Source organism: Bacillus sp. P4_E1 (genome assembly GCF_056401715.1).
This window is the reverse complement of record NZ_JBFUIV010000013.1, coordinates 135,352-155,836: the sequence shown is the minus strand read 5'-3', so window position 1 is coordinate 155,836 and position 20,485 is coordinate 135,352. Positions and strand designations below refer to the sequence as shown.

At 36.5% G+C, this 20,485-nt stretch carries 23 protein-coding genes and 2 pseudogenes; 16 read left to right on the top strand and 9 right to left on the bottom strand.

Annotation, left to right across the window (positions count from 1 at the left end; translation table 11 throughout):
• The 3 genes from AC1DS7_RS19190 to murC all read left to right on the top strand — a co-directional run.
• A partial coding sequence (locus tag AC1DS7_RS19190; protein ID WP_476999155.1) for a DNA translocase FtsK occupies positions 1-2,596 on the top strand: 2,596 nt, incomplete at its 5' end.
• A 61-nt stretch (positions 2,597-2,657) separates the two neighbouring features.
• Positions 2,658-3,776 carry a nicotinate phosphoribosyltransferase gene (locus AC1DS7_RS19185; protein WP_002015597.1) on the top strand — a complete coding sequence of 373 codons (1,119 nt, stop codon included), beginning with the start codon at positions 2,658-2,660 and terminating at the stop codon, positions 3,774-3,776.
• 251 nt (positions 3,777-4,027) lie between these two features.
• On the top strand, positions 4,028-5,338 hold the full coding sequence (murC, locus tag AC1DS7_RS19180) for a UDP-N-acetylmuramate--L-alanine ligase (protein WP_002015598.1): 1,311 nt from the start codon (positions 4,028-4,030) through the stop codon (positions 5,336-5,338).
• A gap of 54 nt (positions 5,339-5,392) precedes the next feature.
• On the opposite strand, the gene AC1DS7_RS19175 is transcribed toward murC, so the two are convergent.
• A complete protein-coding gene (locus AC1DS7_RS19175; RefSeq protein ID WP_016102947.1) occupies positions 5,393-6,055 on the bottom strand; it encodes an HAAS signaling domain-containing protein in 663 nt (220 codons plus the stop codon).
• Entirely contained in the window at positions 6,052-6,396 is a 345-nt protein-coding gene (locus tag AC1DS7_RS19170; RefSeq protein ID WP_002143429.1) for a PadR family transcriptional regulator, read from the bottom strand. The genes AC1DS7_RS19175 and AC1DS7_RS19170 overlap by 4 nt, the downstream gene beginning before the upstream one ends.
• Positions 6,397-6,539: 143 nt before the next feature.
• Between AC1DS7_RS19170 and AC1DS7_RS19165 the strand changes: the two genes are divergently transcribed.
• The 4 genes from AC1DS7_RS19165 (at position 6,540) to AC1DS7_RS19150 (ending at position 8,237) form a co-directional block, all read left to right on the top strand.
• The gene (locus tag AC1DS7_RS19165; protein WP_002143428.1) at positions 6,540-7,088 is read left to right on the top strand and encodes a GNAT family N-acetyltransferase; all 549 of its coding nucleotides are present in this window, start codon (positions 6,540-6,542) and stop codon (positions 7,086-7,088) included.
• Positions 7,085-7,576 carry a GNAT family N-acetyltransferase gene (locus AC1DS7_RS19160; protein ID WP_016102948.1) on the top strand — a complete coding sequence of 164 codons (492 nt, stop codon included), beginning with the start codon at positions 7,085-7,087 and terminating at the stop codon, positions 7,574-7,576. Before AC1DS7_RS19165 ends, AC1DS7_RS19160 begins: the two co-directional genes overlap by 4 nt.
• 77 nt (positions 7,577-7,653) lie before the next feature.
• Entirely contained in the window at positions 7,654-8,058 is a 405-nt protein-coding gene (locus tag AC1DS7_RS19155) for a PH domain-containing protein (RefSeq protein ID WP_002143426.1), read from the top strand.
• Positions 8,055-8,237: a hypothetical protein gene (locus AC1DS7_RS19150; protein WP_012261842.1), complete on the top strand. Its 183-nt coding sequence runs from the start codon at positions 8,055-8,057 to the stop codon at positions 8,235-8,237. The genes AC1DS7_RS19155 and AC1DS7_RS19150 overlap by 4 nt, the downstream gene beginning before the upstream one ends.
• A gap of 48 nt (positions 8,238-8,285) precedes the next feature.
• On the opposite strand, the gene AC1DS7_RS19145 is transcribed toward AC1DS7_RS19150, so the two are convergent.
• The gene (locus AC1DS7_RS19145; RefSeq protein ID WP_002034367.1) at positions 8,286-9,401 is read right to left on the bottom strand and encodes an aminopeptidase; all 1,116 of its coding nucleotides are present in this window, start codon (positions 9,399-9,401) and stop codon (positions 8,286-8,288) included.
• Between the two features lie 187 nt (positions 9,402-9,588).
• Here AC1DS7_RS19145 and AC1DS7_RS19140 point away from each other — a divergent pair, with 187 nt between their 5' ends.
• The 5 genes and pseudogenes from AC1DS7_RS19140 (at position 9,589) to ccpA (ending at position 13,483) form a co-directional block, all read left to right on the top strand.
• Positions 9,589-10,098 carry a DUF948 domain-containing protein gene (locus AC1DS7_RS19140; RefSeq protein WP_012261840.1) on the top strand — a complete coding sequence of 170 codons (510 nt, stop codon included), beginning with the start codon at positions 9,589-9,591 and terminating at the stop codon, positions 10,096-10,098.
• Positions 10,099-10,100: 2 nt separating this feature from the next.
• Complete coding sequence (gene ytxJ, locus AC1DS7_RS19135; RefSeq protein WP_002067603.1) at positions 10,101-10,427, top strand: bacillithiol system redox-active protein YtxJ; 327 nt, start codon at positions 10,101-10,103, stop codon at positions 10,425-10,427.
• A 113-nt stretch (positions 10,428-10,540) separates the two neighbouring features.
• On the top strand, positions 10,541-11,557 hold the full coding sequence (locus AC1DS7_RS19130) for a CamS family sex pheromone protein (RefSeq protein WP_002015611.1): 1,017 nt from the start codon (positions 10,541-10,543) through the stop codon (positions 11,555-11,557).
• A gap of 172 nt (positions 11,558-11,729) precedes the next feature.
• Positions 11,730-12,209: pseudogene (locus AC1DS7_RS19125) on the top strand (bifunctional 3-deoxy-7-phosphoheptulonate synthase/chorismate mutase); the annotation flags it as partial.
• A 275-nt stretch (positions 12,210-12,484) separates the two neighbouring features.
• On the top strand, positions 12,485-13,483 hold the full coding sequence (ccpA, locus tag AC1DS7_RS19120) for a catabolite control protein A (RefSeq protein WP_002034370.1): 999 nt from the start codon (positions 12,485-12,487) through the stop codon (positions 13,481-13,483).
• A 34-nt stretch (positions 13,484-13,517) separates the two neighbouring features.
• Here ccpA and AC1DS7_RS19115 read toward each other — a convergent pair whose 3' ends face one another.
• Complete coding sequence (locus AC1DS7_RS19115) at positions 13,518-13,880, bottom strand: DUF4288 domain-containing protein (RefSeq protein ID WP_002184820.1); 363 nt, start codon at positions 13,878-13,880, stop codon at positions 13,518-13,520.
• A 15-nt stretch (positions 13,881-13,895) separates the two neighbouring features.
• Positions 13,896-14,003, bottom strand: a pseudogene (locus AC1DS7_RS19110) (DUF3949 domain-containing protein); the annotation flags it as partial.
• A gap of 111 nt (positions 14,004-14,114) precedes the next feature.
• Here AC1DS7_RS19110 and AC1DS7_RS19105 point away from each other — a divergent pair.
• The gene (locus AC1DS7_RS19105) at positions 14,115-14,387 is read left to right on the top strand and encodes a DUF3917 domain-containing protein (protein WP_000636592.1); all 273 of its coding nucleotides are present in this window, start codon (positions 14,115-14,117) and stop codon (positions 14,385-14,387) included.
• 49 nt (positions 14,388-14,436) lie between these two features.
• Here AC1DS7_RS19105 and mscL read toward each other — a convergent pair whose 3' ends face one another.
• From mscL to AC1DS7_RS19090, 3 genes are all read right to left on the bottom strand, one after another.
• Positions 14,437-14,838, bottom strand: coding sequence for a large-conductance mechanosensitive channel protein MscL (gene mscL / locus AC1DS7_RS19100; RefSeq protein ID WP_002015591.1), 402 nt, complete (start codon positions 14,836-14,838; stop codon positions 14,437-14,439).
• Positions 14,839-14,966: 128 nt separating this feature from the next.
• Positions 14,967-15,893: a Gfo/Idh/MocA family protein gene (locus AC1DS7_RS19095; protein WP_016102950.1), complete on the bottom strand. Its 927-nt coding sequence runs from the start codon at positions 15,891-15,893 to the stop codon at positions 14,967-14,969.
• Positions 15,894-15,972: 79 nt separating this feature from the next.
• Complete coding sequence (locus AC1DS7_RS19090) at positions 15,973-16,653, bottom strand: ankyrin repeat domain-containing protein (RefSeq protein WP_016102951.1); 681 nt, start codon at positions 16,651-16,653, stop codon at positions 15,973-15,975.
• Positions 16,654-16,948: 295 nt separating this feature from the next.
• On the opposite strand from AC1DS7_RS19090, the gene AC1DS7_RS19085 reads away from it, so the two are divergent.
• The 3 genes from AC1DS7_RS19085 to AC1DS7_RS19075 all read left to right on the top strand — a co-directional run bounded on the left by AC1DS7_RS19085 (position 16,949) and on the right by AC1DS7_RS19075 (position 19,487).
• Positions 16,949-18,403, top strand: a complete 1,455-nt coding sequence (locus AC1DS7_RS19085) for a sensor histidine kinase (protein ID WP_002034337.1) — start codon at positions 16,949-16,951, stop codon at positions 18,401-18,403.
• Between the two features lies 1 nt (position 18,404).
• The gene (locus AC1DS7_RS19080; protein ID WP_002034338.1) at positions 18,405-19,094 is read left to right on the top strand and encodes a response regulator transcription factor; all 690 of its coding nucleotides are present in this window, start codon (positions 18,405-18,407) and stop codon (positions 19,092-19,094) included.
• A 123-nt stretch (positions 19,095-19,217) separates the two neighbouring features.
• Entirely contained in the window at positions 19,218-19,487 is a 270-nt protein-coding gene (locus AC1DS7_RS19075; RefSeq protein WP_002129432.1) for a hypothetical protein, read from the top strand.
• 66 nt (positions 19,488-19,553) lie between these two features.
• On the opposite strand, the gene AC1DS7_RS19070 is transcribed toward AC1DS7_RS19075, so the two are convergent.
• Positions 19,554-20,414 (bottom strand): alpha/beta fold hydrolase, encoded by an 861-nt coding sequence (locus AC1DS7_RS19070; RefSeq protein ID WP_407707777.1) that lies wholly within the window; start codon positions 20,412-20,414, stop codon positions 19,554-19,556.
• Positions 20,415-20,485 lie beyond the last annotated feature (71 nt).

Here is a 20,485-nt window from a genome sequence, read left to right as displayed (position 1 = left end):
ATCTGAGGAAGTGACAGAAGAAGTTGTGGAATTAGAAGAAACTAAGGAAGCGACAGAAGAAGTTGTGGAATTAGAAGAAACTGAGGAAGCAATAGAAGAAGTTGCAGAATTAGAGGAAGCTGAGGAAGCAGCAGAAGAAGTTGTAGAATTAGAGRAAKCTGAGGAAGCRRCAGAAGAAGTTGTRGAATTAGAGRAAKCTGAGGAAGCGACAGAAGAAGTTGTGGAATTAGAAGAAACTAAGGAAGCRRCAGAAGAAGTTGTGGAATTAGAGAAATCTGAGGAAGTGACAGAAGAAGTTGTGGAATTAGARGAARCTRAGGAAGCGACAGAAGAAGTTGTGGAATTAGARGAARCTGAGGAAGCRACAGAAGAAGTTACGGAGTTAGAGGGTACTAAGGAAGAAGAACCAACTTCTCAAGAAACAGTAATTGAAGAAACGATGAATACAGATTTAGTGGAAAATACACCAGTTGCAGAGCAACCAGTGATTTCTCAACAAGAAACAATTACGTTCAAGGAAGAAAGTGAAGTATTCGTACCAGTTTCAGAAACGGATGAGCAAACAAAGAAAGATGTTCAAAACTTTGCGAACGTTTTAGTTGAAGAAGCGGAAGAAAAGAAGCAAGTTGCTGAAGAACAGCCTGCTTTACAAATAGAAGAACCGAAACGTGAGAAAAAACGTCATGTCCCATTTAATGTTGTCATGTTAAAGCAGGATAGAAAGAAATTAATGGAAAGACATGCGGCAAGAACGAACGTAATGCAATCAACTGTCAGTGAACGAGTGGAAGAAAAGCCAATGCAGCAAGTGGTAGTAGAACCACAAGCAGAAGAAAAGTCAATGCAGCAAGTGGTAGTAGAACCACAAGCAGAAGAAAAGCCAATGCAGCAAATGGTAGTAGACCCGCAAGTGGAAGAAAGTCCAGTGCAGCAAGTGGTAGTAGATCCGCAAGTGGAAGAAAGTCCAGTGCAGCAAGTGGTAGTAGAAGCCCAAGTGGAAGAAAAACCGATGCCGCAAGTGGTAGTGGAACCGCAAGTGGAAGAAAAACCGATGCAACAAGTAGTGGTGGCTGGACAAGTACAAGAGCCAATTTCAAGTACGGAAGTACAAGAGAAAGCATATGTTGTAAATCAAAAAGAGAACGATATGCGCAACGTACTACAAGCGCCACCGAAGTATGAACTTCCGCCATTAACGTTGTTGTCAATTCCACAGCAGGCAGCATTAGATAATACGGAGTGGCTAGAAGAACAGGAAGAATTATTAAATACGACATTTAATAATTTCCATGTTGGAGCACATGTTATTAATGTGTCACAAGGGCCGGCGGTAACTCGTTTTGAAGTACAACCAGACCCAGGTGTGAAAGTAAATAAAATTACAAATTTAAGTGATGATATTAAGTTAAGTTTAGCTGCGAAAGATATTCGAATTGAAGCGCCAATTCCAGGGAAGAGTGCAATTGGAATTGAAGTTCCAAACAAGGAAAGTAAGCCAGTATTCCTGCGTGAAATTTTAAGAAGTCCTGTATTTACAAAGAGTGAATCACCGCTTACAGTTGCGCTGGGGCTTGATATTTCCGGTGATCCAATTGTAACGGATATTCGAAAAATGCCACATGGACTTATTGCGGGTGCAACTGGTTCAGGGAAAAGTGTGTGCATTAACGCGATTTTAACGAGCATTTTATATAAAGCGAAGCCGCATGAAGTGAAGTTGATACTAATTGATCCGAAGATGGTTGAGCTTGCACCATACAATTCTGTTCCACATCTTGTAGCACCTGTTATTACTGACGTAAAAGCAGCTACAGCTGCGTTAAAGTGGGCGGTTGAAGAGATGGAACGTCGTTATGAATTGTTTGCTCATGCTGGTGCTCGTGATTTAACTCGTTACAATACGATTGTAAGTGGTAGAGAAATCCCAGGTGAGACATTACCTTATATTGTAATTGTCATTGACGAGTTAGCGGACTTAATGATGGTTGCTCCTGGTGATGTTGAGGAAGCGATTTGTCGTATTGCACAAAAAGCGCGTGCTTGTGGTATTCACTTATTAGTTGCGACGCAGCGTCCATCTGTAGACGTTATTACAGGTTTAATTAAATCAAACATTCCAACGCGTATTGCGTTTACAGTATCATCTCAAGTTGATTCGCGTACGATTATCGATATTGGGGGCGCGGAGAAGTTACTTGGTCGTGGTGATATGCTATTTTTAGGAAACGGCACATCTAAACCAGTTCGTGTACAAGGTGTATACGTATCAGATGATGAGATTGAAAGAACAGTTGATCATGTGAAAAAGCAAATGAAGCCAAACTACTTATTTAAGCAAGAGGATTTATTAGCAAAATCAGAGCAGAGTGAGTCTGAAGATGAACTATTTTTTGATGCATGTCAATTTGTTGTAGAGCAAGGGGGAGCGTCCACATCTTCTGTACAGAGAAAATTCCGCATAGGTTATAATCGCGCGGCACGTCTAATTGAAGAGATGGAGTCGCAAGGGATTATTTCTGAAGGAAGAGGAACGAAACCGAGAGATGTCCTTATTTCTGAGGATGAATTCGCTGCTATGCAGGAAACAAATGTATAGGAAACGGTTTTGCTGTATACTAATAGAAAATGTTGGATAGTAAAGTAGGGAGTAAAGCGACATGAAAGAAATTGAATTAAAATTAAAAGGTGAAATAAATCGACTAACAAATAAAACATTTAAATTTGATGAACGTGTTGGAGAAGGCTGGTTCTCTGCTGTTTACTTTTTAAAAACTAGAGAAATCATTGAAGAATTTCGCCCGAAAAGTGTTGTAACAATGCAGTTTTTTCAAAAAGAACATGCAGTTCTTTGCGGAGCAGATGAGGTAATCGCATTGCTACAAACATTTGCCAAAAATCCTGAGGAATTAGAAATTCATTCTTTAAAGGATGGCGATAATATTAGTCCGTTTGAAACAGTTTTAACAATTCATGGTCCTTATGAATACTTCGGCTTTTTAGAAGGTGTAATTGATGGGATTTTAGCTCGTCGTACATCAGTTGCGACAAACGTATATAACGTTGTCCAAGCTGCACGTAGTGTAGATAAAGAAAAACCGGTTATTTTCATGGGAGATCGTGACGATCATTATACGCAACAAGCTGGTGACGGCTATGCGGCATACATCGGAGGTATGAGCGCGCAAGCGACGCATGCAATGAATGAATGGTGGGGCAGAAGTGGTATGGGGACGATGCCTCATGCTTTAATTCAAATGTTTAATGGTGATGTTGTTGAAGCTGCAAAGGCATATCATAAAAAATTCCCAGAAGATGAATTAGTCGTACTAATTGATTATAACAATGATGTCATTACAGATGCACTTCGCGTAGCGCGTGAATTTGGATCAACATTAAAAGGTGTACGTGTCGATACGTCTCGCACAATGATTGATCAATACTTCATTCGTCACCCAGAAGTACTTGGAACATTCGATCCACGTGGTGTAAATCCATCACTTGTATTTGCACTTCGTAAGGCTCTTGATGAGGAAGGGTTCCAACATGTAGATATCGTTGTAACTGGTGGGTTTGATGAGAAGCGTATTCGTGAATTTGAAGCTCAAAATGTTCCTGTCGATATATACGGAGTAGGAAGTAGCTTATTAAAAATGAATATTGGTTTTACTGGTGATAACGTAGAATTAAATGGAAAACCAGAAGCAAAAGCTGGTCGTAAATACCGTCCAAATTCACGTCTAGAGCGTGTTCAATTAGAAACAAAAGAAGATATGTAAAAGCGAGAAAAACTGATAGGTGATTGACCCTATCAGTTTTTCTGTTATCATAGTATAGCGGCTTGTTTTTTGCTATAATAAATGTGTTATGGACATAAAAGAAGTACGTACGAGTTTATCACTGATAAGTGAATATAAAAAGAAATTCACTGCATCAGAAATGTATGATGATTACCAAAATAAGAAAAGATTCATATACTGTCTTATAGATAGGCCGTTGTATTAGTTCGAAATGTTGGAGGTTCTTTAAGATGACAGTTTACCATTTTGTAGGAATTAAAGGAACAGGAATGAGTTCATTAGCACAAATTCTTCATGACATGAAGCATACTGTTCAAGGGTCTGATTATGAAAAGCGTTTCTTTACACAAACAGCATTGGAAAAGCGTGGTATTTCCATCCTTCCTTTTGATAAGAATAATATTAAAGAAGGACAAGTGATTATCGCAGGAAATGCATTTCCTGATACGCATGAAGAAATCGTAGCAGCAAAAGAATTAAATATCCCAGTACATCGTTACCATCACTTCTTAGGTGATCTTATGAATCAGTACACAAGTGTTGCTGTAACTGGTGCACATGGAAAAACATCAACAACTGGTTTGTTAGCCCATGTAATGCAAGGCGCACACCCAACATCATACCTTATTGGAGATGGAACGGGGCATGGGGTAGAAAATAGTAAGTATTTTGTATTTGAAGCTTGTGAGTATCGTCGTCATTTCTTGTCTTACTATCCAGACTATGCAATCATGACAAATATCGATTTCGATCACCCAGATTACTTTGCAGACATCAATGATGTATTTAATGCATTCCAAGAGATGGCATTGCAAGTGAAAAAAGGTATTATTGCATGTGGTGATGATGAAGAACTTCAAAAAGTTCAAGCGAAAGTACCTGTTATTTTCTATGGATTTGGAGAAGATAATGATTTCCAAGCACGTAACATTCAAAAGAGAACTGATGGTACTATATTCGATGTATTCGTTCGTAATACGTATTATGACACGTTCAAAATTACAGGATACGGCGATCACAGCGTATTAAATGCATTAGCAGTAATCGCGCTTTGCCATTATGAAAACGTTGATGTAGAAGCAGTTAAGCATCAGCTAACAACTTTTGAAGGCGTAAAACGTCGCTTTAATGAAAAGCCAATGGGAGAACAAGTTATCATTGATGACTATGCACACCATCCGACAGAAATTAATGCAACGATTGAAGCAGCACGTCAAAAACATCCAGAGCGTGAAGTTGTCGCTGTATTCCAACCACATACATTCTCACGTACAGAGAAATTTTTAGATGAGTTCGCGGAAAGCTTAAGTAAAGCTGACCAAGTATACTTATGTGATATTTTCGGATCAGCACGTGAAAACAAAGGTGAATTAACAATTGAAGATCTGCAAAAACGTATCGATGGCGCAGAACTAATTACAGATACAACAACGGATGTGTTAAAGAAACATAAAAACGGCGTTCTTATTTTCATGGGCGCAGGTGACATCCAAAAATTCGAAGCAGCTTACGTAAAAGAAGTTCAAGTTGCAGAGAAGTAAGAAAAAAGACGCATAGCTGTGGCTGTGCGTCTTTTTTGTTGTGTTCGATATCTTTTAAAAAGCGTTGATATGTTGGTATTGTTCATTTTTTTTGTATAGTTGTTTTAATAAGAATATATATAGTGAACTAAAAAGTACATATCCAATTAAATAATAGAATGAAAACATATCGAATTGTTTTGTTATCATAATTCGAATCGCGAAAAAGGTGAATGGAAGAGCGATTAACAGTCTTGAACTGATGAAAATAATTGTTTTAAAGTATTTTAATAAATCTGTATTCCATTGATTTTCTCTACAGATAAACCAAATGTTGCTTGCAATAAATGCTAGTACAAATGGTAAATTAGATGAAATATTGATGAAACCTAATACGATAGGAACTGATAGAGCACCCAGTGGACCGATAGATAGACCGGAATAATATTTAATAAATGTATTTGTAGATTGCTGTGCATCTTGAATAACATCTGTATATTCTACTGTAATTTCCTTTGCTAATTCTTTTGGAGGAAGAAATTCTTCAATCACTTGTGAAGGAATGCTTGCTGATGGTATCCCTTCACTTTCTTTACTTAATGCATTTTCATATAAATCGGATTTGATTTCTAGCACATGTTGTTCTCTTGCTGACGTAGGTAAGTTCATTAAACCTTTATGAAGATCGTGTAAGAAAGAAACAATGAGTTCATTTGAAAAGAATTGTTCCTTGTTCATTTTTTATCCTCTCCTTTAGCTAGTAACATTAGAGCTTGGTATACTGCATCATAATCATGTAAGCGACTATTTAAAATTTCTCTCCCTTCGTCTGTAATGCGATAGTATTTTCTTTTTGGCCCATCACCGGACTCTTCCCAATAGGAAACAGCCCAATTGTTTTTCGTGATTCGATTTAATATAGGGTATATCGAACCGTTCGGGATATGAAACACAGGGATATCTTGTAAGGCACTTGTAATTTCGTATCCATACATAGGTTGTTTGCTTATTAAAGACAAAATAGCGAGATCAAAAATACCTTTACGTAATTGAATTATAAAATTATCATTTTTTTCCATACTTTAACTATATATGATTCATATCTAGATATCAATCATATATAGTGATTGTTCTTATATAAAACCGAAAAAGTGCGAATGTTTAACCTTTTTTCACCTATAAGTGTTAGAATAATAGGAAAATTAAAAGGGGCTAAAAAAACATGTTCACACTCCGAGTAGATGACGAAATCGAATTACAGTTATTAGAGAAGCATCATAAAGAGGAACTATATCAATTAATAGACCAAAACCGTAATCATTTACGAAGATGGCTTCCTTGGGTAGATGGGACGAAATCTGCTGGTGCGTATGATGAAATTTGTCCGATGTGGTTAAAGAAGTTTGCAGAGGGAGACGGTTTTGAAAGTGGCATACGTTATAAAGGAAAGCTCGTTGGGATGGTAGGCATTCATCCGGTAAGTTGGGGGAAGAAAGCGGCAAGTCTCGGATATTACCTTGCAGAAGATGCTGGTGGGACAGGTATTATGACGCGTAGCGTGAAAGCTGTACTTCACTATGCATTTGAGAATTTAAAATTAAATAAAATAGAAATTAGATGCGGTGTTGAAAACGTGAAAAGCCGAGCTATTCCAGAGCGTTTAGGTTTTAAGTTAGATGGTATTTTAAGAGATGAAGAATGGTTATATGATCATTTTCACGATATCGCTGTATATAGTTTACTAGCTTCAGAGTGGAAGGAGATTCGATGAACGAGAAGTTACGCATTATTCCGTATGAAAGTACGTTTCAAGATGAAGTAGTAGATCTTATCGTTCATATTCAGCGAAAAGAGTACAATGTCCCTATTACGAAAGAAGAGCAGCCGGACTTACTTGAAATAGAAATGTTCTATCAAAGGGACAACGGAAATTTTTGGGTAGCAACTTATGATGGGAAAGTAGTTGGAACGATAGCTTTATTAGATATTGGGAAGCATCAAGTAGCGCTAAGAAAAATGTTCGTGAAGAAAGAGTTCCGCGGAAAAGAATGGGGCGCATCATATATGCTACTTCAAACGGCAATTTCTTGGGCGAAAGAAAAGAACTTGAAAGACATTTATTTAGGAACAACAGTTAAATTTTTAGCAGCGCATCGCTTTTATGAAAAGAATAATTTCCAAAGTGTGAGTATAGACGAGTTGCCAAAAAGTTTTCCAGTGTTACAGGTGGATAAGAAATTCTATAGATATATTGTTTAAGAAGGTCATGTAGAAATGGCCTTTTTTTATGAACTAAAATGGAAAAAGTGGTATAATTTGGGGTAGGGGGTGCGTGTATGAACATTCCGATTCAAAGAAGTAAATCGGTAGTAATTTTCGTTTGTCTCACGTTAGCTTTTATGTTTGTATATCCACTTGTCATGATCCTCACAAATAAAGAGCAGTGGATGTCAGCGTTAATTGGAATGGGTTTATGTTTCCTTGTAAATGTACCACTCGTTTGGGAAGTATTTATTAAAAAGCATAAAGTAGAAAATGGTGTATTAAAGTACGGCATTTTAAATGACGATATCGTATTGAAAGAGATAAGAATCATTCGTCAAGTGGGAAAATCTCTTGAAATTACGACGAATGCATACAAAGTACATATGGTTGCGATGCCGCAAGATATGAATGAATTTTTCGCGCTTATCGAGAAAGAGAACCCAAATGTGAAAATAGCAATGGTAGGTAAGAAATGAAATATGTAAAACCTTTATTCTGTTTAGAAATTTTGTTTGTGCTTGTTGGTTGCACTAGAGTATATATTAAATGGGATCTGCCCTTATATGTACCAATATTAATAGGTACCATCGTAGTTGCGCTTTTATTTTATTTTCATTTCCAGCAAACAAAAAGCGAGGAAAGTAGCTCGATATAGAGTGGAAATAATAACAAAACGCTCGGATACAATTCCGAGCGTTTTTCATTATTTTAAGTTCTCTGGGTTTAAAGCTTCTAGTTCAGTTACAACGAAGCGTCCGTCTTTACGGATTAATACGTCGTCGAAGTAAATTTCACCGCCGCCGTATTCAGGGCGCTGAATGCATACTAAATCCCAGTGAATGTTAGAGTTGTTGCCGTTCCATGCATCATCATAAGCTTGTCCAGGTGTGAAGTGGAAGCTGCCATCGATTTTTTCATCGAATAGAATGTCACCCATTGGATGTAAGATGTATGGGTTTACGCCGATTGCGAACTCACCAACGTAGCGTGCGCCTTCGTCCGTATCGAAGATTTTGTTAATGCGCTCTGAATCGTTTGCAGTTGCGTCAACGATTTGGCCATTCTCAAATTTAAGTTGTACATTTTCAAATGTATAACCGTTGTAAGGAGATGGTGTGTTGTAAGAAACTGTACCGTTAACAGAATCGCGAACTGGTGCAGAGTATACTTCACCATCTGGAATGTTTAAATGACCCGAGCATTTAATAGCTGGAATGTCTTTAATAGAGAATGTTAAGTCAGTTCCAGGGCCAGTTAAGCGAACCTTATCTGTTTTATTCATTAATGTAACAAGGCTATCCATCGCCTTATCCATTTTACCGTAGTCTAAGTTACAAACTTCGAAGTAGAAGTCTTCGAAAGCTTCTGTGCTCATTTTAGCAAGCTGCGCCATAGAAGCATTTGGGTAGCGAAGAACAACCCAGCGTGTTTTCGGAACACGGATGTCTCTATGAACTTTTTTGCCAACTGTTTGGCCGTGAACTTTCATACGTTCACTTGGAACGTCAGCTTGTTCGTTAATGTTATCACCAGAGCGAAGGCCAATGTAAGCATCCATATCTTTCATTACACTAGCTTCATATGCAGCGATTTGTTCGAAATGTTCTTCAGTAGCACCCATTAATAAAGAGCGATCTACTTGATGATCTTTTAAAGAAACGAATGGGAAACCACCAGCTGCATATGCTTCTTTTACAAGTGCAGTTACAAGTTCTTTTTGTAAGCCAAAGTTTTCAATTAATACTTTTTCGCCTTTTTGTAAACGAATAGAGTAGTTAATTAAATTGTATGCTAACTTTTCAATGCGTGGATCTTTCATATGTAAAGCCTCCCTACTAATTATGTATCCTCTCCTATTGTAACCTACTTAGTGGAATTTGTTGAATCATTTATGTTAAAGTTAACGAATAAGTATGAAAATTCTAATGAAAAGATAGGGATTAGAATGAAACGGAAAATGATTGTATAATGGGAGAAAGTATGAAAAAGATAAAGGAAGTGATGAAATGCAAGTTCTTCTATATGTAAGTGCGGCTATTATCGCGGTTGCTTTCGCAGTATTAGTAGTGTATGTATGCAGAACGTTGTTATCGGTTCAGAAGACGTTAGAAAACGTTGCGAGCACGTTAGAAGGTTTAGAAAAGCAAATGCAAGGAATAAGCGTAGAGACGGAGCAATTATTACATAAGACAAATGCGTTAGCTGATGATATTCAACAGAAGTCACAGTCGCTAAATAAAGTAGTAGAAGGTGTGGATGGAATCGGAACGACGATCCACTCTTTAAATACGAAGCTTCGCAACGTTTCAGAGTCTGTTACGGACGAAATTGAAAATAATGCAGATAAAGTGGCACAAGTTGTACAGTGGAGCAGCGCAGCAATTGAAGTGTATAATCATTACCGTACTACGAGACAAGAGAAAAAGATTGAAAAAGAAGAGCGTAAACTTGAGAAAGCTGAGCAGAAGGCTGAAAAGAGAGAGAAGCGCTCTAGACTTCGCATGAGAGGTGAGTAATGATGAGTATGATGAAGATTGAAACGATTGAAGAACTTGAAGCGTTAGTAGAAAAGAACGAGCCTTACGTTCTTTTTAAACATAGTACGACATGTCCAATTAGTCACGGGGCATATACAGAGTTTCAAGCGTATTGCGGTGAAGAAAGAGAAGTGCCAGCATATTACTTATACGTACAAGAGGCGAGAGATGTTTCGAACCATGTTGCAGAGCAGTACAGCATTAAGCATGAATCTCCGCAAGTGTTATACATAAAAGATGGAATGGTAGTATGGCATACATCGCACTGGAATATTAAAAAAGAAGCTTTAGAAGAGAATGTAAAATAGGGAGAGGCAAGCGAAGGGCTTGCTTCTTTTTTATTTTGTTGCAATATATTTAATGGTACACTAGAGATACTTTAAAACTAAGTAAATTGACTTTTGAAAGTGGGTTTTAAGCAATGAAGAAAATGGCATTATGCATCGCAAGCTTAAGTTTATTACTGGGGGCTTGCAGCAATAATACTATTGAGAAGAAGGATGAAGTTGTACAGAAAGATACGAAAGAAAAAAGTATGATTCCAAGAACTGCTGTTTCTAAGGATTACTATAGAACTGTTATTCCTTTAAAAGAACAAAAGGTAATTAATACAGTTAATGTTAAAACTAATTCTAAACTAGATTTAGCAGAATATGAAAATGGTTTAATGGATATTGCTTCAAAACAATTCGATACAGAAAATTACGTATTACAATTAAATCAATATATTCCAGAGAAAACAATTGATGAATTAGTTACGAAACAAGAAGTACCAGTTTTGACTAATATTATAGAACAGGACTACTTCGGCAAACAAAATTCAAATGAACTAAGCTTATCTGGTGTTGTTATTGGTTTATCTATGTCTTCAAGTGTATCTAATGAGGAAGCTATTTCTAAAGGTACTGAAGTCGCTAAGGGGCTTATAGAAGCTATTAATAAAAATGATAAATATAACAAATCTCCAATTACGTTTGCTATATTCAAGCAAGAAAGTACAAGTTCTTTAAAGAATGGTACTTATATTTCAAGCGCTACTGTTCAAAAGAACGAGACTAATCTTGGAAATTGGGATACTATTGATGAAAAGTCGTATTCGTATCCTTCTCAAGAATTTGGGGGGGCACATGGAGAAGATAATGATAAGCTAAAGAAGTTTTCTGAAGCAATGAAGGCATTTTCTCCAGGAGATTATATCCCTGTTAATGCTAAGATTTCTTATAAGCAAAATAAGATGGATAAATTAAAGATGGATATTGTCGTTAAATATAACGGTAAGTCAGAATTAATGGCACTCTCTCAAACGGCTGCTCAAAGTATGTTAGAACAATTTCCTAAAGATGCTAAAGTTCAATTACAAATAAAGTCCGAGAATAAAATCGAGGCTGTTATTATAAAAGAGAAGAACAGCGATAAACCGTTTGTTTCTTTCCTATAATAAAAAAAGACAGTTTTTAAGCTGAGGCTACTGAAAAAGTGAATACTTCGAGAAAAACATTTCGAATTTCCTAAAGATGTTGAAAGAAGAAAGGAGGTCATTACCTGTACATAGTAGGGAATGACCTCTTTTTTCTTATGAAATAGACTCTTTCAGTGCCTTCTTTAAAGTGTCAGATTATGTTGATGTTATTCAAATTGGCGCTCGCGATATGCAAAACTTTGAACTGTTAAAGGCAGCTGGTGCTGTAAATAAACCAATATTATTAAAGCGTGGTTTATCAGCAACAATTGAAGAATTTATTAATGTAGCAGAATATAGTATGGCAGAGGGGAATGGTACTATCATTTTATGTGAGCGTGGTATTCGCACATATGAATCAGCAACGCGTAATACGCTTGATATTTCCGCTGTGCCAATTTAAAAGAAAGAAACACATTTACCTGTTGTTGTCGATGTAACACACCCTACAGGGCGACGTGACCTTCTCTTACCGTTTGCAAAAGCGGCTATGGCAATTGGTGCTTTTGCTATTATGGCTGAAGTACATCCAGACCCAGCAGTTGCATTATCAGATGCAGCGTAGCAAATGGACATTCCAGAATTCAATGAGTTTATGAAAGAATTAAAAGCATTCGGAAGTAAATTATAAAAAGATTTCTTAGTCTATGTAGCCTTGTTACATAGCTTTTTTACAAAAATTGACCTTTTTTGCATAAAAAATACGAAAATACGAGAAAAGAAGCGAATTTTTTCGAAACTTTTGCGGGAAAATATTGTATGACCCTGTGTTTTTAGCGTATCATTAGTAAAAGGAAGAACTCGGGACGATTGTTGGCATCTGCAAATAGAGTTGATGTCTTTTTTTCATTCAAGTGAACCGATACATAAAAATAGATAACATAAATAGAAGGAGTGTGCGAAGAGATGAACGTAACAATCTATGATGTAGCGCGTGAAGCAAATGTTTCAATGGCTACCGTATCACGCGTTGTGAATGGTAACCCAAATGTAAAGCCTACAACAAGAAAGAAAGTATTAGAAGCAATTGATCGTTTAGGATACCGCCCGAATGCGGTAGCACGTGGACTAGCAAGTAAGAAGACAACTACAGTGGGTGTTATTATTCCTGATATCTCAAATACGTTTTATGCAGAACTTGCTCGTGGAATTGAAGATATCGCAACAATGTACAAATATAACATCATTTTAAGTAACTCTGACCAGAACAAAGAGAAAGAGTTCCACTTATTAAATACGATGCTTGGGAAACAAGTGGACGGGATTGTTTTCATGGGTGAAGATATTACAGATATTCACGTTGAAGAGTTCAAAAAATCTCCAGTACCAATTGTATTAGCAGCGTCATTTGATGAACAAAATGAAACGTCATCAGTAAATATTGATTATACACAAGCAGCTTACGATGCAATGAAGCATTTTATTGAGCAAGGACATAAACGTATCGGTTTCGTCTCTGGTCCTTTCATTAATAAAGCAGGAAGCGCGAAGAAGTTACAAGGTTATAAAAAAGCTTTAGAAGAAGCAGGTATTTCATATGATGAAAATCTTATAATTGATGGAGATTACACATATGATTCAGGTATAGAAGCGTTTGAAAGACTTTGGGGCATGGATGAAAAACCAACAGCAATCTTCGTATCTTCTGATGAAATGGCACTAGGTGTAATCCACGCAGCACAAGACGCGGGATTAAACGTACCAACGGATATCGAAGTGCTTGGTTTTGACAACACACGTCTTGCATTAATGGTTCGCCCGCAACTTTCGACAGTTGTACAACCAATGTATGATATCGGTGCAGTAGCAATGCGTCTACTAACGAAATATATGAACAAAGAAAAAGTAGAAGATCACTCAGTTATCTTACCTCACCGTATCCAATTTAGAGATTCAACGAAGTAAGAATAAGAGAGCTCACAGCGATAGCTGTGAGCTTTTATTCATATTCAGGATAATGGTGTTTAACTACTGTATCTACACTTTCAGTTTTCTTAACATGTAAAAAGCGTGCATATAATTCTTTTCCTGTCTCAAATGGTGTGTCATCTAATTCGAAAACATGCAACACTTTTCTAAACGTCCATGTTACTTGCTCACCGTACATATTATCGTACGTATCTTCAGACTGTAGGGCTATCTTTTCACCTAGCTCATGAGCTTCCTCTAAACTGTTCGCCTTAACGAGAATGATACTTTCTTCAAAAAGTGTATCGTGATTCTCTTCATAATGTTCATCAATTTTACTAGGATTAGGTTTACCTGAATGGACAGATTCAAATAATAATTTTACAGCATACACATGAGATCAGTCTCCTTATGCTGAATGTTTTACTTTATAAACAATACTCGCGATAAGTGAAGCGGGTATTGTAAATACGTTACTTTGATAATGATAATGTATTTGGGATTCTTCATAAGACATTCGCTACAGTTTGGATTATTCCTTGTTATATGTCACACAAGTGCAAATTTAACTATTATAGGGCAATGTCATGTATAATAGAAAGAAAAGGCTTGTGAGGGGGGAGAAGAGATGATCGTTCTTTGGATAATTACGCTTTGCATGACCGCTATTTTTGCATATATGACGTTAAAACAAAATGGCTTAAAGCGATTTGTTCCAGGAAGTATTCTTGCAGGAATCGCCCTTATCACGTATGTAATTTCTATTTTTATTGAAAGTGTATCAGTGGACATGAGCACAAGTTTAATGTTTATGGGTATTACACTATTTGCAGGTAGTATTATGGTACTTATGGTTGCTGGTATTATTTTATTTATTCATATGAATTCAGAAACGTTATAGCATATAGAAAAGGCATGTCCCGAGGGGGCATGCCTTTTTATCCGTTCAATTATGCTCTATCTTTAGAAGAGTTTTGTTGTTTTAGTAAGTCGCGAATTTCGCCAAGAATTTCTTCTTCTTTTGTTGGTTCTGGAAGTTCTTCTTTCTTTTCTTCTTCTTCTCTTTTAGATGTTAGTTTGTTGAAAACTTTAACAAACATAAAGATAGCAGCTGCAATAATTAAGAAATCAAAAATAGTTTGGATGAAGTTACCATACATAATAGATGATTTACCGAATGTAAGTTTTAAATCTGTAAAGTTAACGCCGCCCAGTACCATACCAAGTAATGGTGTGATGATATCTTTTACTAAAGAACTAACGATTTTACCGAATGCAGCACCGATTACAACCCCGACAGCTAAATCGATTACATTCCCTTTGAATGCGAATTTTTTAAACTCGTTCCACATGTGTTAATCCCATCCTTTCCACGATTCATTATGAAATTTATAATTCCTATCAACATATTCTATAGAAATTTGCGACAGAAATAAAGGGAAAATGGGAATGAAAGTAAATTCTGAAAAATGTATCCGTTTTAATTTTTAGTTGCATTCTCCAGTAGAGATTGCAACAGTTGCTGCGTTTTTAATCCTTCTAATCCATCTACAACAGGTTTTGTATCTCCGTGAACACATTCGATAAAATGATGAACAGCATCTTCAAAACCGCGCTGTTTTAACGTCGTATCCCATGATGGTGAACCGCTTTGCGAAACGGAGTTTTCTTGTTCAATTTCAAATGTATTCATATTTTTTACGCGAATAATTTTCCCTGTCGTTACAAGTTCAATTTGTTCTAAGTTTGTACCTGCATGGCGATGCATCGCGGTAGAAAGTAACAGTCCACTTGGAGTTGTATATGTATGGTGTCCGTAAAGAAGTTCATTCTTTTCATTAATTTGCATCATATTATGAACGACGTTAAGATCATCATTAGCTAACCAGCGAGCAGTATCTACAATATGTAAGTAATCATCTAACATAGTAAAGTCGTACGTATATGGCCCGACTTTATTTGTGCGGTGTTTTTCAATTCGAACCCATGAAATATCATGAGCTTGCTCTTTTGCAGCAACATACATAGGAACGAATCGGCGATTAAATCCGACCATTAACTTTCGGTTATGCTTTTCGCTCAACTCGACTAGTTGCTCAGCTTGTTCCACTGTAGCTGCTAGCGGTTTATCAACATAAACGTCGATTCCTTTTTTCAGAAGTTCAGAAACGATTTCATAATGTGTAGCAGTTGAACTGTGAACGAAGATTGCATCACATTCCGAAGCTAACGTTTCAATAGAATGGAAGTCTTGAATGCGGTATTGTTGGCAAACTTGTTTCCTTTTCTCTGCGTTAGGTGTAAAGGCCCCTACAAAATTCCAATCTGTTTCTTTTGTAAGTGTTGGAAGATAGGCCTTTTGCGCAATACTTCCAAGTCCAATCATCCCAATTTTAGGTTTGTTCATGTTTATTCCCACCCTATTAATATTAATGTAACGGGTTAAATGTAGCATAGGGTGGGGGAGGAAGGCAAAAATTAGCTTTTTACTTACGCCCTTCTAACAAAATCTTCTCTATCTCTTCAAAGTTATGAGCGCGAGCATGCTCTAACGGGGTAACACCATCGTTGTCTGGAATATTTACATCTGCACCGTGCTCAATAAGAAGCTGAATGACTTGTTGCTGTGTTTCGTTTCCGTTACTTAGTACGATGGCTTCCATTAAAGCGGTCCACCCGAGATTATTTACATGGTTAACATCAATAGTTGTTCGCGTAAGGAGTTCTTTAATAACATCAATATAGCCATGTTCTGAGGCGGGGATAAGAGCTGTTCCGCCGTAACGATTCGTAAGCGATGGATCTGCACCGGCATCAATCGTTAGTTTTAAAATATCAAAGTAACCTTCTGCACCGGCGTATAGAAAGGGATTGTTTTTCATATCGTCTTGGATATTTACGTCAGCCCCTGCTTCAATAAGCGCTTTTGCAGTTTTTACATCATTTTTGTATGTAGAAATCATAAGAGGGGTACGTCCTTTACTGTCCGTTATATTTATGTCAGCCCCTTTTTTGAGTAATGATATAACAGTATTCGTTTCTTGTTTCTCAGTAGCTGCTAGTAGCGCTGTCTCCATGTTTGTCATCTCCTTTTGAACCTCTTGTTCTTGCGAGCATCCTTGCAAAAAAATTACGCAACAGATCATGCTTAATGTTTTTTTGAACATGGAATTTCAACCTCCTCATTGCAACTGTAAAATAAGAACATTAAATTTTTATAAACTGACGCTAAAATTACTATAAAATCGCTTGAGTATTTGAACATATATTTTTATGCTTATGAGTAATAAGGTTTGATAAAGTGAAACTTTAATCAGTGGGGGGTACCCCCCACTGATTATTAGTTGAACCAATCGGGCTTTTATGGGCAGTTGATCCCTACCTAACTTCGTTGCTTTCTCTGAATTTTGAGGTGGGGGGTCTTACTGCCCGTTAATGCGGGATAAAGTGAGGATGTAACATATGTCTATTAAAACAAGGTTTTTATTCTCTTATATCGCTGTTATTCTCGTTTCCATTACGCTCATATTAGTCGCGGGATTTTTAATTGTTTTTTCCATAACAGGAGACTTGGAATCAGTGAAAAATTTCTATAAAAGTTCCTATATTCAAAAGCCGCTTACACCAGAAGAAGAGAATACGTATATTGAATTGAAATTAGCGGCAAAGAAAAATCAATCACAACTATTAGATGAATCGTTCGTTTCATCACTTGAAAAAGAAGGTGTGAAAATAGTTGTAAGAAAGGGAGAAACGATTTCTTATGCTACAAAAATATTTGAAGGTGTATCTTTAAAAGAAGCCATTCCGAAATTTGAATCAGCAAATATTAATAGTCGTGGTACAACGGAACTAGGCGATACATTTTATCGATATGTAAAATTTGATTTTTATTTTCCCGGAGATGAAGAAGGGAGTATATTTGTACTAAAAAGGCAAAGTTCATTTGTCGATCTCACACAAAAATTATTTCCAATTTTGTTCGGAGGGCTTTTACTGTTAGCCATTTTACTCATAGGGTTATTAAGTTATTTCGTCTCAAGAAGTGTGATAAAACCAATTTTTGTATTGAAAGATGCGACTGGGAGAATTAAAGAAGGGGATTTAGATTTTCAAATTCCAGTTACATCCCATGATGAGATTGGGCAATTAAATCAAGGATTTGAGGAAATGAGGAAGAAGTTAAAAGGGTCGATTGAGATGCAAACACAATATGAAGAAAATCGAAAAGAGCTCATTTCAAACATCTCTCATGATTTAAAAACACCGATTACATCTATTATTGGATATGTAGAAGGCATAAAAGATGGAGTCGCAAATACGCCAGAAAAAATGGATAAGTATTTAACGACCATTCATACGAAGGCAAAGCATATGGATACACTCATTGATGAGCTCTTTTTGTTTTCGAAGCTTGATTTGAACCGAGTTCCATTTCAGTTTGAAACGATAGAGTTAAACGTGTTTATGCAAGAATTATTAGAAGAGATGCAGATGGATTTAAGTGAGGGAGGTATAGAAGTTTATTTACAATTACATTCATCACCACTATATGTAACGGCCGATTGTGAAAAGATAAATAGAGTGATATCAAATTTAATTCATAATAGTGTGAAATACATGGATAAAGAAGCGAAGAAAATTACTGTAACAGTATTAAGTGATAACAATAAAGTTATTGTAAAAGTGATGGACAATGGATCAGGTATAGAAGCTGATACGCTGCCGTATATATTTGAGCGGTTTTATCGTGCAGAGCAATCGCGAAATTCTAGCACAGGTGGAAGTGGACTTGGCTTAGCGATAGCGAAGCAAATTGTTGAAGAACATGGCGGGGAAATTTGGGCGGAAAGTAAGCTTGGGGAAGGTACAAGTATTTTCTTCTCATTGAAAAAAGTACAGGAATGTGGTGAGTAGAATGAAGAGAATTTTACTAGTAGAAGATGAAATAAGTATTGCAGAATTACAGCGAGATTATTTAGAAATTAGTGATTTTCAAGTCGATGTAGAGCATTCAGGTGAAATAGGTCTACAAATGGCTCTTCAGGAAGACTATGACTTAATTATTTTAGATATTATGCTTCCGAAAATGAATGGTTTTGAAATTTGTAAACAAATACGTGCTATAAAAGACATTCCGATTTTACTTGTTTCAGCAAAGAAGGAGGATATAGATAAAATTCGCGGACTCGGTTTAGGGGCGGATGATTATATAACGAAACCATTTAGCCCGAGTGAATTAGTAGCAAGAGTAAAGGCGCATATTTCTCGTTATGAAAGATTATCAGGAAATGTGAGTAAGCAACGCGATACGTTATACATTCATGGAATTTCTATTGACCAGCGAGCGAGAAAAGTTTTTATAAACAATGAAGAAATCGCGTTCACAACGAAGGAATTTGATTTATTAACATTCTTTGTAACGCATCCAAACCAAGTATTAAATAAAGAACAGTTATTTGAACGTATTTGGGGACTAGAATCAGCTGGCGATTTAGCCACTGTCGTTGTTCACATTAGAAAGCTACGTGAAAAAATTGAAAGAGATCCTGCTCACCCGCAATATATTGAAACAGTGTGGGGAGCTGGTTATCGCTTTAACGTGTAATGTACCTGCCAAGTAATTGGTAGGTTTTTTATGTTATTCGAACAAAAAGGGAATAATAGGTAATTTATGTTAAAATATAAAGAGAGATAAAACATAGGAGAGCATGAGAGGGCGTGATACATTTTGGGAGATACATTAAAAGATAATAAATCAAACAAGGCTTTAAAGATTGGAACCAATATCATACTTATCTTATTAATTATCGGTGCAATACAAATGTTTTATGATGAAGATTCTACGAATGATCATTTCGGTGGGTTATTTATGATGGTCTTTTTTGGAATTAAAATAATTTCTAATTTTATGATGAGTATAAAAGCAGGAGATAAAAAGTCGATATTCATTGATGTAGGCTTAATGATTTTTTTGTTCTTCTTGTTGTTTCTAGTGTGAAATATTTCTTTTGAAAAAAGTTCATATTCTTATAGAGGCTGTGAGCTTTCCTTAGTAATAACGGTACTAGTGTAACGATTTATAAAATGTTTGAGTAGTAGAAGTAAACTGAGCAGCTTCTTCTAAAAAAGGATAATGGTTACTCTCCTCAAATATCACAAAGATAGAATTACGTATACCCTCATGCATCTCGATAGAATATTGGATCGGGCACTGTACATCATGTCTTCCGCATATAATAAGGGTCTTTGTTTGGATGGAAGGTAAATTCTCTCTTAAATCAAATGACGGATATTCATTGGCGAAAGTGTTCATCCGGCTAGCGGACATTGTTTTTTGGATTGGTTTACAAAAATAAGAGTTGTAGTTTTCTGGTTTATACAATGATAATTTTGTTCTCTTAGTAGATAATTCTTTTCGTTCTGCATTTGTAAGATGAGGGCTTTTCAAGTTTTCGATGAGTTGTTGCATATAATGAAACTGAGGATGTGCTGGGTGATAAATGCAAAATAGTGTTTCGGTATAGTTACTTGCTGCGGCTCCGGCCATGACTAATGATTGTAAGGAATTTGGATATGTAATGGTATATAAAAGTCCAAGCATACCGCCTGTTGAGTGGCCAGCGAAATGCCATGTTGGGAGTTGTAAAGCTTCTCGTATTGCTTCTAAGTCGTGAACGGTTTCAATCATACTTAATTCTTTTTCTGAATGGGCTTTTGCTGAGTTACCAGCGTTTCGTAAATTAATGAGCAATACACGATGCGTAGCAGTGAAAACATCCGCAAAGTAATCGCCAGTGTCATTAAATTGTGAATAGTGATGTGTAATACAAAGCGGTTCGCCATTTCCTTTTGTAAAGAGTTCGAATGTGCCGCGTTTCGTGTTGATTATTTGTTGTTTCCACATAGTGTCACTACCTTTTCTCATTAGAGTTGGGGTTAGTTCATTAATAAATAAAAAATATATCATCGATTCGACACGGAATATCGATTTAACGA